The sequence below is a fragment of the Coleofasciculus sp. A1-SPW-01 genome (assembly GCF_040217205.1).
GTDB classification, from domain to species: Bacteria; Cyanobacteriota; Cyanobacteriia; order Cyanobacteriales; family Coleofasciculaceae; genus Coleofasciculus; species Coleofasciculus chthonoplastes_A.
Window position 1 is genome coordinate 122,630 of the sequence record NZ_JAVJNP010000102.1, and the last position, 13,305, is coordinate 135,934.

The window sequence follows — 13,305 nt, forward strand, 5'->3', positions numbered from 1 at the left end:
CCCCAGCTCCCTCTAGGGAACAATTTCGGTGACGACGCGATCGCTCGATCCACTCCTGACGATCATGCTCTGATCCTGTAATTTACCCACGGCTGTGGCTCCGGTGACATTAAAGGGGGGATCAACTTGTTTATAAATCACATTTCCTGACGCCTGCATATTCTGAGTGGGAATGTCCCACCTAACCTGATTGGCGTAGAGTTCGGCTTGATTGCGACTACCCACACCTTGGACACCCCCCTTTAAATTGGCGACTTCGCTCTCTAAATCTACCTGTCCCTGATTCGCCGTAATCACCACTTTCTCCTCCTGATGGACAATCTGAACAGGCTGATTTGAGCGGACTGTTTCCGCCTTGACATCCCAGATTGCCTCATTGCTGGATATTAAAATTGGGGGATCAATCGATGTAAGCTGAACATCTTTTTTTAGGATCGCGACTTTGGTTTTGAGGTTATAGTCCGTCTGGTTAGCGACTACGCGATCGGTCACAGTGTTATCCTTGTACCGTTCCGTTTGAGTCCGTTGATCCCCAATTAACTTTTGCCCTTTGATTTGCCAAAGTAACTGCTCTGTTTTCAGTTGCACATTGGGATCTTTCGAGATTGCTTGAACCGAGCCTTTCAGTTCCATTTGCTCTTGGCGTGTTAAATACTGTCCTTCATTAGCTGTGACCTCGATTTGTTCAGGATGGCGTCCCTCTAAGTTTCGGCGTACCACTAACAACTCATCCTGGGGTAACCATTCCAACTCCTCACCCTTGAAAACCGCGCCATTTCGGGTATCGGTCGCCGTAATATCTCCTCGCAGAAAGATTTGTTTCCCATCTTCCCGAACTTCCCCACTCTTGGCTGATACTTTTAAAATAACCTTTCCATCCTGAAATAAATCACCGATGGGCTGTTCAACTTTAGCTATTTTTTTGTCTTTAGTATAGGTTGCTTGGTTAGCTTTTACCCGCCATAAAGGACGACCTTGTTCATCAGCTTGCTCCAAGGTGACATTGTTGAATACAAGAGATCCTTCAATATCGGTAGACTCTGTATCTTGTTGAATTTTCTTGACAGTTTGACTGTCAGTCTGACAACCGAAGAGTGGAGCATAAGCCAATAGACAGAGGCTCACCGCAAAACATCGTTTCCAACTCAAAATCATTGGAGCTAGCTTCGTGAAATTTTGATAATGAGTCATTAGTCCTTATCGCTAAAAACTTAGGACTAATGACTCATAACTCATGAATTCAAATTCGGGTATTCGTAGCGATCAAGATGATCGCATTACCAGAATTTCGCCATTGCCATTATTGACAATAACGTTTCAATGACGAACAGCTTAATGACCCATGGAAGGATCTCCGGGATCATCCATCATACCAATACCGGATAAAGGACGATAGGTATAGTTTTGTCGCGGAGATTTGCGGATACTTTCTTGAATCTGATCCAGATCAATATACCGATCCGCTACATTAATCAGACTATCGCTAGTCATCGAACGTAAACTAACCACCTCAACCCGCACTCCTCGGTAACTGACAGCATCTACCGCATAAGCTAGATCACCATCACCACTGACGAGAATAGCAGTATCATAAGACCCCACTAATGCCATCATATCGACAGCAATTTCCACATCTAGATTCGCTTTTTTTGAGCCATCGGGTAACTGCACTAAATCCTTAGCAATGACCCGGTATCCATTACGGCGCATCCACAGCAAAAACCCTTGCTGCTTTTCATTGGTGCGATCAACCCCGGTGTAAAAGAAGGATCGCAGCAATCGTGAACCAGCCGTTAAACGAACCAACAGTTTGGTGTAATCGATTTCAATGCCTAATTGCAAAGCTGCATAAAACAGATTCGAGCCATCAATAAATATGGCAACTCGACCGCGATTTTCTAAAACTTGTTCAGGTGTAAAAATGGGATCGGTACTAAAATTATTCAACATGATTTTTATGCCTCAGTTTTTTATGCAAGAAATAGATGCCTCCTTCCCAACCATCTTCTCGTTTAGTCAGCCGTCAGAGTGATTTTGGCTGAAAACGACGGAACACTATTAGGCTTCCATCGCCCAAAAACAAGTGGGGATCTCCTTTAGCGATGATTCGCTAACCTTCCCCAATGCCGAGGAATGACTGATGTTGCACGATCTTAAATGAGAGTTTTTTGGTTAAAGTCACTGGGATAGACAGGTTTTTGGTAGATATCGATGTTTATTGGGGATAGTCAGCACGAGTAGACAAGCTGTTAGTCTAACTGATTCCCCGATACTGTACAAGACCTGCACAGTTAGAGTAGTGTTTCCGTATCTTGGACGAACTGCCAAACTCTTGTTTGACAAGGATTTGGTTAAATGAGTTAAGGGAATTAATTCCCAAAATAATGGTTTTGCCGACTTGCCTCAAGGCGAGGACAGTCTCCATATTAACCATGCGATCGCTTAACCATTGCTCGATAGATTCTAGACCATGATCTGTCCTCCTGTATGTGTGGATACTCTCTACCCTAGCCTCTTGGTAATCGGGACTCCTCTTCCCTAGGCTTCGGCACAGGAAGTCCCTGAGTTTTTGGGCTACGTTGCTTTTAACGGTCAATGTGTTTCTTTGAGTCCGGTTAGAAGTCATCGATTGTTTACAAAAACGCCCTCCCTTACTTGGTTGTCATGGTATATATAGTTGGATTTACTTAGCATTTTGCCTAAAAAAAGTATTAAACACTACAAAACATTAACAAACTTTACTAAATTTTGTTTAAAAATGCTTGAACTAACTAAAAAAAAGGAGTTATTTCTCAATATAAGGAATTATTTCGTTAAATTTAGGAGAGTGCAAGCTCATCTCTAGGTTGAATAGCAGGTCAACGGAACTGAGATTAAGTTAAGGCAGCAGCAGAGGTAAGTCTTGGCAATTTGCCGTCTATCCATATAATAGCGATTTTGTCAACTCCTGTTGTTGAATGGGGGCTAAGACTACTCCGATCAGCTGCCCCAGCTCCCTAATTGTTCCCCTCTTTCCCACCATTTCAATCATCCCCACCTTCAGAATATTTGCCAGTCAGCCGTATTACCGCTTATTGTAAAGAAAGATTAAATAACTATCCCTAAGGGTTGTGTCAAGACTAATCGATACAGATCTCAGCTTTAGCCGAGAAAGCCCCTAGGGGGGAAATTGTCTAGTATAAGCGAAGGCTACCTAAAGTCAATGATGCCAGAGCTAAAAAGTCATCCTTATTTTCTGACACCGCGATCGCCCAATCCGGATTATCCCTTGTTCGTCTATTTATCGGGGATGGATGGAACAGGTCAGCTCTTGCGATCGCAGATACCCAACTTAGCCGCAGCGTTTGATGTTCGGTGTTTGGTCATTCCTCCCCACTATTTGAGTAACTGGCAAGACTTAGCCAATCAGGTGGCTAGCTTAATTGCCACAGAACTCAGCCAACGACGCAGCCAAAGCGTTTATCTGTGTGGCGAGTCTTTTGGTGGCTGTTTAGCCCTAAAGGTCGCCCTCACCGCCCCCCATCTGTTGCACCGAATCATTTTAAGTAACCCAGCCACATCCGTGAGTCAACCCTCTTGGTTGCTGTGGGGATCACAATGGTTAGGCGTATTACCCGATAATGTTTATCACCTATCTACTTTGACATTGTTACCCGTCTTATCATCCCTCAATCGGATGATTCCCAGCAATCGCCGCGCCCTCTTAGAGGCGATGCGATCATTACCTGCCAAAACCATGCATTGGCGAGTATCCATGCTGAGAAATTTTAAGGTTGATCCAGCAGCACTTGAACAGTTGACTCAACCCGTACTCATTCTCGCCAGCGCTGCGGATCGCTTGTGGTGTTCGTTAGCAGAAGCCAAATCCTTAGTCAACTATCTGCCAAACGCTACAATGTCGGTGCTGCCGAAGTCAGGTCATGCCTGTTTACTGGAAACAGATGTCAACCTATTCGAGATTTTAAACCACCAAAACTTCTTAGATCTCAGTGTTCCTCAACCCGAAATTGAACCTGATTTATCGGAAATTATCGGGGTTTAGACGGGGAGTTGAGTGTACAGGTGTCCCCTGGCGCAATTGAGTTCCTGTTCCACCATCAGCCGGATCAAGAAAAGGTCGCAAGTTAATCACTTCCGAACTGGGTCTAGACGGTTGACCAATTCCCAAGACTGACAATCCCTCATTTAACACCTGATTCAGCAGATCTGAACCCTTATCATCTTCAATAAAAGTGGTAACCGCATCCGTCGCTTGACCACTATCAGCAACCGTCAAATTTTCAAACACGCGATCGCGAGTGAGTTGAGGATCTTGACCCGGTGGTATAGTCAGGACGATTTGACAGTCTGGGTTCTTCTGAGTCGTGACACAAATAATGTCGTAGTTATTTTCCGTCGCTGTCCGCATTTCCAATAACCCATCCGGTCGATAAAACTCCAAACGGCGGCTAATTTCATTACAGCGGCGTTCTGGAGTCCAACCTCCACCCATCAAACTAGGAGTCGCCCAAGCATAAGCTTGATCAGGTTGACTTTCGGGGTGATACATCACCGTGTATTCCCCATCGAAGAATTGGCAGGTGAATCGAGGGTCATCAGTGTTATTCTGAGCAACGGTAGCATCACGCTGAAGCTGATTTTGAACGGCGAGGTTTTGGTTGACAGGGTTGACTGCTAAAACATTCGTACTAGCGAGGACAATGGCTAAACTTGCTGACCAGCCTGTGGTTCTTAACCCCAAAGACACCCCCTCTGATATTAAATGGCGGGTCATCTTAGTCGAGGGAACAGGGAATCGGGAAGAGGCTTTCATGATCTGAATACGTTGTGGATAATCGACTACTTATGAGGTTAAGACCATAGCAGTATCATAAGAGGTTCCCTGAATACTTCACAGTCATTTGTCATTCGTCATACTCGCTCCCTTGAGAAGCAAGCTACGTCATTCGTCATACTCGCTCCCTTGAGAAGCAAGCTACGTCATTGGTTATTTGCTTTCCCATCTTCCCCATCTTCCCAGCATGCCAAAATAGCGCGATACGTGCCTTCGGAACAGGCTCCGCCAACGCGCTATTTTGGCAATAGACAAGAGATAGGTTGAAACCCACGCTACATCAAGGTTTCAGCGATTGTACATAAGTAGGGCAGCGGCTCGACGGCTCGACAGCTCGACTGAGCGTTCGCCGAAGTCTGAGCGCTCGCCGAATGTCTAAAAAATCGCGGAAAGCCTCACAGTGAGCCAGTTTTGAATTTTTGGCTGGGGTAACTTCTGACTAGGGTTTTGAGTCAGAACGTGTGCGCGTGCAGTACCTCCATCACATCACAGATATAGCTGATGCCCGAATAGTCATCGAAAAACTTCGCTGCGACCTCATCCGAAATCTTCACGGCCATATCCCGATTGGGGGTGAGTATCTCGAACTTTACATTCGAGAAGTTCTCGCTAACGCTGGGTTGTCCCGACGAGCGCACGTTGCGACTGCCTTTACCGCCAGCGTCCACCACTGTATAACCGGTAGCCCCGGCTTCGTCGATGATCTTGCCGACCTTTTTCAGTAGCACCTTTTCCGTGACGATGACGAGCTTGCTGGCTTTCTGGGTCATGTAGTTTACCTCTTGATCCGTTCTATTACGACAATTCAAGGCAAAACCATAAAGTCTTGCCTTGAACCATATCTTTAAGATTATGCCAAAGATCGGTGATCTGGTTGTTAAATACCGCAAGCGACGCCAGGTTGTCGAGTCCCACTAGGGGTTACAGATTACATTGACCACAGATATAGGGGTTTTCTGAGACTAAAAGGAAAACTTATGATTTGAATTGGGCATTTCCATGCAAATTGGTACAGATTTTAAGATAAACTTAAGCACATAGAGATTCGGGTCTTACATAGATCTTGATTTATGGTAGGTTCTGCGGGACAGGTATTCGCATAATACCTGTGCTGTAGGGGTGTAGCGCTGCACCCCCGCTTTCTGCAACTTTTAACCAATTTCACTTATCACAATCACCACTCCCCCAGCCAGGGGAGGCGGAAGGAGGTATTCATGGCAAATTTCTCTCGCATGTCTCGTCAAAACTTTCTGTACACTGCCGGCGCTTCCGCAGCCGGCTCTATTGTAGTTCCAAGTAGAAATCAACAGCAACAACTGCCCGAGGATTGGAAATCCAAGGCTAACACAACACAGTCCGTCTTCACGGACTCTAAAGATTTATGGAAATAAATTCGAGGCCCCTCTTGCCTGCTGTCCTGACCCCTAATATTTGATTAAGGAGGAATTACAAAGTGGAGTTTTTGTCCGATTTCTTTACGCTCTTCCTAGGGAAGTTGCAGTCCCCAACACTTGGCTTTCTGATCGGTGGTATGGTCGTTGCCGCCCTCAATAGCCGACTGGCAATTCCAGATGCGATCTATAAGTTCATCGTCTTCATGCTGCTCATCAAAGTCGGCTTGAGCGGCGGTATTGCGATCCGCAATGCCAATCTGCTGGACATGCTGTTGCCCGCCGTCTTCGCTGTGATAACCGGAATCCTTATTGTGTTCATCGGGCGCTACACGTTGGCAAAGCTGCCAGGCGTCAAAGTCGTGGATGCCGTTGCGACTGCGGGCTTGTTCGGTGCGGTGAGTGGCTCTACCCTCGCCGCCGGCATAACAGTCTTGGAAGCGGAAGGTATAACATACGAACCCTGGGCTGCCGCACTCTATCCCTTCATGGACATCCCAGCGCTCGTGACTGCGATCGTCGTAGCCAGCATTTATGTCAGCAAGCAAAAGCAAAAGTCTCTCAGTAAGGAGGAGTATCTCAGCAAGGAGGAGTCTATAAGCAAGCAGAGCGTTACCGCAGGCGGGTATCCCAGCGAGCAGGAGTATCCCACCACTAGACAGGAGTATCTTAGCCAGCAGCGCATTACCGCAAGCGGGTATCCCCACCAGGAGCCAGAGCGGGTCAAAATATGGCCCATCGTGCAGGAAAGCCTCCAGGGTTCTGCCCTATCGGCACTGCTGCTCGGCATCGCTCTAGGCATACTAACCCAGCCGGAAAGTGTCTATGAGAGCTTCTTCGATCCCCTCTTCCGTGGTCTGCTTTCGATCCTGATGCTGGTAATGGGTATGGAGGCCACGGCAAGGCTGGGCGAGCTGCGTAAGGTGGGTCAGTGGTACGCCCTATATGCCTTTGTGGGGCCGCTGCTGCATGGGTTCATCGCCTTCGGTCTCGGCATGATTGCCCACTACGCAACGGGATTCAGTGCTGGCGGCGTTGTTCTCCTGGCCGTCATTGCCGCCTCCAGTTCAGACATCTCAGGACCGCCCACTTTACGAGCCGGTATCCCGTCAGCCAATCCCTCTGCCTACATCGGCTCGTCCACAGCCGTCGGCACACCGATTGCGCTTGCCGTGGGAATACCGCTCTTTATCGGACTCGCTCAGGCGCTGATAGGCGGCTGATTTCCGACGGGTCGCGTGCGGTCTGCCGATGCTCCCCTAGCCCGACAACAAACGCAGCGGCTATGTCAAGGTCTGCGTCGTCTCCATTCAACAGCCGTGCGGCACATCGGATCTGGGCAAATGACTTCTTCGCCGACGTCAACCTACCGCAGGTACGAAACACAGCCACAAAAAAGCCGGGTCATGCCCTGGCTTTTTTGGTGAGAATTGCTGCCAGCTTCCCCAGCTCCTGAGCGAAGCCGCCAAAACGTGTTAAGCTTATCAGTCGGTCAATTTTGATTAAATGACCTGATGTCAACAAAACTTTATAATTCTGTTAAGACATCTTATACTACCAAAGGATAGTTAATAAGGAGTACAAACAACGATGTCGGAGGCAATCAAGCCACTGACCGTACCCAGAGAATTCTTGGGTGCCCCCGAAGATTTTAATCTAACGTTACTAATGTTCATAGTAGCGATGGCTCTGATAGTCTTCTCGACCTGCGGTTACTGGCTGTGGGAGTTACCCGCACCCTTGTGCTTTGGGATTAATGTCCTAGCGTTGCATATGGCGGGTACGGTAATCCATGATGCCTCTCACAATGTTGCCCACAAAAATCGGATCGCGAATGCGCTGATGGGTCATGGGAGTGCGTTGATGTTGGGATTTGCGTTCCCAGTGTTTACCCGGGTACACATGCAGCATCATGCCAATGTGAATGATCCAGAAAATGATCCGGATCATTTTGTATCAACGGGGGGTCCTCTGTGGTTAATTGCGGCACGCTTCTTTTATCATGAGGTCTTTTTCTTTAAGCGTCGCTTGTGGCGTAAGTATGAACTGCTGGAATGGTTCTTGAGCCGAGCATTTGTGGCGGGGGTGATTTACCTGGCGTGTCACTATGGCTTTTTGGGCTATATCATGAACTTTTGGTTTACCCCAGCTCTGGTTGTGGGATTGGCATTGGGGTTGTTTTTTGACTATTTACCCCATCGTCCCTTCAAAGAACGCGATCGCTGGAAAAATGCCAGAGTTTATCCTAGCCCAATCCTGAATATTATGATTATGGGTCAGAATTACCATTTGATTCATCATTTGTGGCCCTCTATTCCCTGGTACAAATATCAAGGAGCCTATCGAGCCACTCAGCCTTTATTAGAAGAAAAGGGCTGTCATCAATCATTGGGACTGCTACAAGGCAAAGATTTCTTAAGTTTCGTCTATGATATTTTCCTGGGAATTCGTTTTCACCATAAAGGATCGGGGCAAACCCATGATACCAAATCCCTATGACCCTCATTTCTCACAAGTTTTGCCATCTTAATCCTTGAAACCTTTACCTAGAGTAGATTTTGAGTACAAAAACTATTGCCTATTGCCTATTCCCTATTCCCTATTGCCTCTCCCCACCACAAGACTTATTCAGCAGCCCCTAATTATCCCATTGAGTAATTGGCTCAAAGGAATTGAAAAACTGAGCCGCTTGATAATCAGCCTTTTCTGGCTGCTGTTGACTCGCTCTCAAAACATACAGGCGATCATCTACCCAATACAACCTGTAAGTCATCACTTGATTTGGGGTTCTCAGTTGAAAAGATCGACCGGGATAACCCTCCAGAGAAATTGGGCGATCGCGCTGTAATTGAGCGTCAGTTTCGGCTAAAATTTGGTCGCGGACTTGGCGTAACTTGGTTTCTGGATCAGCTAACGCGATTTCTTCAGAATAAGCGATGACGAATCTTTGGGGAGCTTGATTGAGTCGATACGCTTCTAGATCAAGGTTAGTTGCTTGGTTGGCTGGAACGCCTGTGACATCTTTCGGCTTTTTGGGTAGAGAAACCGCAAATTCTCCCTGAGTGGAAACAACTCTCGTCCATCCCGTTTCTGGATCACGCAACGTTAGCAGACTATCTGGATGATCTCGATTTTCCCAGTAGGCTTGCTCTTCAATCGTGAGTACATCCTCTTCCGATTCGTCTTCATCGCGTCTCTCTCTGAGCCTGTCAATGCGTCGTTCTAGTTTTTCCTCCCCTTCCTCAAAGAAGTCGGGATGCTCATAGATACCAGGCGGTGCTAAGAGTTGAGGTGGTTCGGCGTCAGGGGGGTCTATATTCGGAGTCTGATCTGATGGTAAGGGTTGCGGCGTTTGCGAGTTAGGATTCCTGGGAATTTGAGTTTGAGCAAACGCTGAATGGGTTAAACCCAGATTCGTTAGCACTATGGCGATGGCTAGAGTTCCTAGTTTGATAAGGGTAGAACCTACGCCTAGTTTAGACTCTGACGCTGGAGATTGAGGAGTGCGATCGGGTAAACGCGGTAATTTTGAATACTTGTTGCGTTGAGTAGTCATAATTTAACCTCCGTTTTTATTGGGTTTACATTCATTCTAAAAAAAATAGAAGGGTTTACCTTCTATCAATGGGCTTATATCTGGCGACAAATTAACACACCTCTATACCTGAGTTCGTAGTAGCCACTTTAGTGGCAGAAGCGCTCGCATCGCTGACTACAAACAGTTAATTTAGGTCAAGGTTGGCTTTGTTCGTCAACCAACTCTCTCCATGGTCTTGATTTTCCCAGTACGCTGACTCTTCAATTGTGAGTACCTCGTCTTCGGAAGAATCTGGCGTATTCTGGAGTCTTAGCTTGTCAATTTGTTCCTCGAATTCTTCGTGTCCTTCCTCAAAGAAATCAGGATGTTCATAGATAGCGGGAATTTGGATAGATCGCACAGGTTGTACTTCTAGCTCCCGCCTAGGCAATCTAGGAGAGGGGAAAGACTGCGGTGTTGGCGAGTTTATCGTACTATTTCCTGGAACTTGAGCTAAAGTGACACCCAGATTGGTTAACCCAACAGCAATGGCTAGGGTTAGGACTTGGGCTAACCTTGAGCCTGCTAATCGTTTTACCCCTATCCTCTGAAGCGGAAAATAGCGATGGAGGAAACGAGGCAACTTTGAATAGTTCTCGTTTCTAAATTGCATGGTTGCACCTATGTATCTTTTTAATTCTATTTTATTTTGGCAACAAATAAACCTTGTATTTTATTTACAAAATGATACATTTTCGGTTGACTATTTTGTATAAAAATATCATTTTTTGAAGTTATAAAATACACCCGAATGGGTGAAAGTGATACCCGCATGGGTGAAATTTTAAACCTTAATATCAATAATGACGAAATCCTTGTTGTAGTGTGAGCATCTTGCTCACTGCATTGAGCATCTTGCTCGCTAGCCATTCCCAATTTAAAGGCGTGACAGCTTATGAAAGGCAGAAGCGACTGAAAAAATACCAGGTGATAAAAATGGGACACCCATTGCATAAGCCCCTGAAGTTGGAGAGATATAGTCCAGTAACCCCATTACAACGAAGTCGATGAGAAGTCGATGAGTTCTCAAATAACTCCGATGGGATCTCAAAGATGTGACTGATTAGATGGGACATAACACGAGTTGCTGGAGAATACCAATGACACAGAAGCCAAGCCTGGATTTGACTCTGCTCCCTCTGACACCTGCTCCCCTGGTTCTTTATAGGGGTGTCCCCGTAAAGCCGCAGCCGCCGAGACTATCTTGGCTGAAGGTGACAGGAGGTACAGTCGGTTTACTGCTAATGCTGACATTACCCGCCTTGGCTTGTGGTTTGCATCAAGGATTCTTCTTCGCTTCTAGTCTAATTACGCTTCCGGCTATTTCATTGATGTACGGGTATGGATTACCCCTATTGGCTACGGTTTTAATTGAATCTTTTATCCTGTGCAAACGAGAGTTAATTCCTTTCCGAAAAGCTTTTGTAATCGCAGGGTTGGCGAATGGGTTTTATCTGTTGGCTAGTTTGGTTAGTTGGGTTTCTTTAAGTGTAATGTTTCCTCTGGGTCTCATTGGCTCGATTTTATCGGCGGCGATGTGTCTTTCATTCTGTCAGCGTCGGGGGTATTTGAAAAATATCAGTCAAGGGATGTTTAAGTTTTGTGTTTATCTTTTCTTCATGGCTTTAGGTTTTGCTACGTTATTCCTGATTAGTGCCATGGATAGTTCCGCCAACCTAGCTTTTCTTTACGCTGTGACAGCCGGATTACTGCTGATTGGCTTTATTTTGGGTTTTGTAACGAAGGGGTTTGCGATCGCGGGTTTATTAAAGCAGAAGCATCCTAATTTGGCAATGACAGTTATGTCGATGCAAGTGGGTTCCTTTGGAATTATTCCCATGGCTTATTATTTGATGCAGCTTCAAGGGTAGTTTAAGGGGCTAATGTTAGTTTTTTGGGAAACGCAGAGGTTCGCAGAGGTTCGCGCAGAGGTACGCAGAGGGAGAGAGAGGTGAAAGGGGCAATGATTAATTTTTAGCTTTAAGTTGGGTGGTTTTGTACGGTTTACTTCGTAGGAGAGAGAGTTAAATGACTATTAATAAAAATAATGGCTATGATTTTGGATGTTTGGCTTTGCTAGGAATAATTGGGTTAGCCATAGCTTTTCCTTCATTTTTTAATGAAGCTAATAAATGTAAATATATAGAAAAAAACTATATTGGTTCAATGAATCGCGCCCAGCAAGCTTATTTTTTTGAGAAAGGTAATTTTACCGATAATATTGATGAACTCGGACTCGGTATTAGAACGGAAACCGAAAACTATACCAATTTAATTAATGCGACTCTTTGGAGTGCGATTAACTATAGCGTTTCCCGCAGATCCGAGCTAAAAAGCTATGTGGGCGGTGTATTTTTGGGTAGCGTTGAAAAAACAGGAGAATTGACAACATTTGCAATTCTGTGTAAGGCAAAAGCTCCCGGTACTAATCGCCCCTCAGCACCAATGGTAGAAAATGGTATGCTTCAATGCGCTCCGGGTACAGAAAGTATTGATGGAGAAAATAATCAGGGAATTTTTATCGGGGAAGATTGGAAGTTAGCGAATATTTCAGCTAATTACGCGAGTGCTGGTGAGTATACCGAAGCCCTTGATAGTGCTGAAACGATTACGGATGACTCGATCAAGAGTAAGACTATCCACGCGATCGCACGCTATTTAACCACAGCAACTGAGCATGAGCAAGCGATTCAGGTGGCTAAAACGATGACAGATTATCAACCAAAAACCAAAGCCTTGGATGCCATTGTACGTCGATTAGTCGCGACAGGAAACCTTGAACGAGCGGTTCAGATTGCTCAAACTATCCAATCTTACTATGGCGGTAAAGAGAAGGCAATGGCAGCAATTGAAGGTTATAAACGTTGACAATAATACCTAAAATATCATGAACATTATCTATCTTGTCCAGATTGTTTTTGTATATTTGGATGTTTCACAACCTTGAACAGTTACAGCAATAGAGGCGGTCAATCCTTATGAAAAATAATCTCTTATTTAACCCCAAGCAATGCTTAAAGGAACATTACCAACTGCAACAGCAAATAGGGAATAATGCAGGGCGTCAAACCTGGTTAGCTCAAGACTTACAGTCGGGTGAACAGGTGACAGTTAAGTTACTGGCGTTTAATCCTCAAATGGAGTGGGATGAGTTTAAGTTATTTGAACGAGAAGCAGCGGTGCTGAAGCAACTGAATCATCCTCGAATTCCTCAATATCGGGATTATTTTTCCTTGAATCAAAAAATTGGGGCGGGGTTATGTTGGTTTGGCTTAGTGCAGGATTATATCCCAGGCAAATCTTTACAGCAGTTACTGAATGAGGGAAAGCGGTTTACGGAGTCACAGGTTCGTTCGATTGCTAAACAAGTGCTGGAGATTCTCATCTATTTACATGGGTTAAATTCTCCGGTATTGCACCGAGATATTAAGCCCAGTAATCTGATTTTAGGAGAGGATAAGCAGATTTATTTAGTTGATTTTGGTGCGGTGCAAGATAGTGCG

Annotated in this window: 13 protein-coding genes; 6 read left to right on the plus strand and 7 right to left on the minus strand. The window is 45.6% G+C overall.

The window, feature by feature from the left end:
- Nucleotides 1-12 precede the first annotated feature (12 nt).
- The 3 genes from lptC to RH949_RS15690 form a co-directional block, all read right to left on the minus strand.
- Nucleotides 13-1,191 (minus strand): LPS export ABC transporter periplasmic protein LptC, encoded by a 1,179-nt coding sequence (lptC, locus tag RH949_RS15680; protein WP_232231765.1) that lies wholly within the window; start codon nt 1,189-1,191, stop codon nt 13-15.
- Between the two features lie 141 nt (nt 1,192-1,332).
- Entirely contained in the window at nt 1,333-1,950 is a 618-nt protein-coding gene (locus RH949_RS15685; RefSeq protein WP_446354357.1) for a LabA-like NYN domain-containing protein, read from the minus strand.
- Nucleotides 1,951-2,254: 304 nt separating this feature from the next.
- On the minus strand, nt 2,255-2,626 hold the full coding sequence (locus RH949_RS15690; protein WP_044211115.1) for a hypothetical protein: 372 nt from the start codon (nt 2,624-2,626) through the stop codon (nt 2,255-2,257).
- A 576-nt stretch (nt 2,627-3,202) separates the two neighbouring features.
- Here RH949_RS15690 and RH949_RS15695 point away from each other — a divergent pair.
- The gene (locus tag RH949_RS15695) at nt 3,203-4,042 is read left to right on the plus strand and encodes an alpha/beta fold hydrolase (protein WP_446354359.1); all 840 of its coding nucleotides are present in this window, start codon (nt 3,203-3,205) and stop codon (nt 4,040-4,042) included.
- Here RH949_RS15695 and RH949_RS15700 read toward each other — a convergent pair.
- Nucleotides 4,019-4,813, minus strand: coding sequence for a COP23 domain-containing protein (locus RH949_RS15700; RefSeq protein ID WP_446354361.1), 795 nt, complete (start codon nt 4,811-4,813; stop codon nt 4,019-4,021). The genes RH949_RS15695 and RH949_RS15700 overlap by 24 nt on opposite strands.
- A 473-nt stretch (nt 4,814-5,286) precedes the next feature.
- On the minus strand, nt 5,287-5,604 hold the full coding sequence (locus tag RH949_RS15705) for a P-II family nitrogen regulator (RefSeq protein ID WP_006106209.1): 318 nt from the start codon (nt 5,602-5,604) through the stop codon (nt 5,287-5,289).
- A 683-nt stretch (nt 5,605-6,287) separates the two neighbouring features.
- Between RH949_RS15705 and RH949_RS15710 the strand changes: the two genes are divergently transcribed.
- On the plus strand, nt 6,288-7,448 hold the full coding sequence (locus tag RH949_RS15710) for a sodium-dependent bicarbonate transport family permease (RefSeq protein WP_006106213.1): 1,161 nt from the start codon (nt 6,288-6,290) through the stop codon (nt 7,446-7,448).
- Nucleotides 7,449-7,815: 367 nt separating this feature from the next.
- A complete protein-coding gene (gene crtR, locus RH949_RS15715; protein WP_446354364.1) occupies nt 7,816-8,724 on the plus strand; it encodes a beta-carotene hydroxylase in 909 nt (302 codons plus the stop codon).
- A gap of 139 nt (nt 8,725-8,863) precedes the next feature.
- Here crtR and RH949_RS15720 read toward each other — a convergent pair whose 3' ends face one another.
- On the minus strand, nt 8,864-9,781 hold the full coding sequence (locus RH949_RS15720; RefSeq protein WP_446354366.1) for a hypothetical protein: 918 nt from the start codon (nt 9,779-9,781) through the stop codon (nt 8,864-8,866).
- Between the two features lie 166 nt (nt 9,782-9,947).
- Entirely contained in the window at nt 9,948-10,415 is a 468-nt protein-coding gene (locus tag RH949_RS15725) for a hypothetical protein (protein ID WP_044211111.1), read from the minus strand.
- A gap of 487 nt (nt 10,416-10,902) precedes the next feature.
- Between RH949_RS15725 and RH949_RS15730 the strand changes: the two genes are divergently transcribed.
- The 3 genes from RH949_RS15730 to RH949_RS15740 form a co-directional block, all read left to right on the plus strand.
- The gene (locus RH949_RS15730; RefSeq protein WP_446354368.1) at nt 10,903-11,673 is read left to right on the plus strand and encodes a hypothetical protein; all 771 of its coding nucleotides are present in this window, start codon (nt 10,903-10,905) and stop codon (nt 11,671-11,673) included.
- Between the two features lie 157 nt (nt 11,674-11,830).
- Nucleotides 11,831-12,670 (plus strand): type IV pilin-like G/H family protein, encoded by an 840-nt coding sequence (locus tag RH949_RS15735; protein WP_446354370.1) that lies wholly within the window; start codon nt 11,831-11,833, stop codon nt 12,668-12,670.
- A 110-nt stretch (nt 12,671-12,780) separates the two neighbouring features.
- A partial coding sequence (locus RH949_RS15740; protein WP_446354372.1) for a serine/threonine protein kinase occupies nt 12,781-13,305 on the plus strand: 525 nt, incomplete at its 3' end.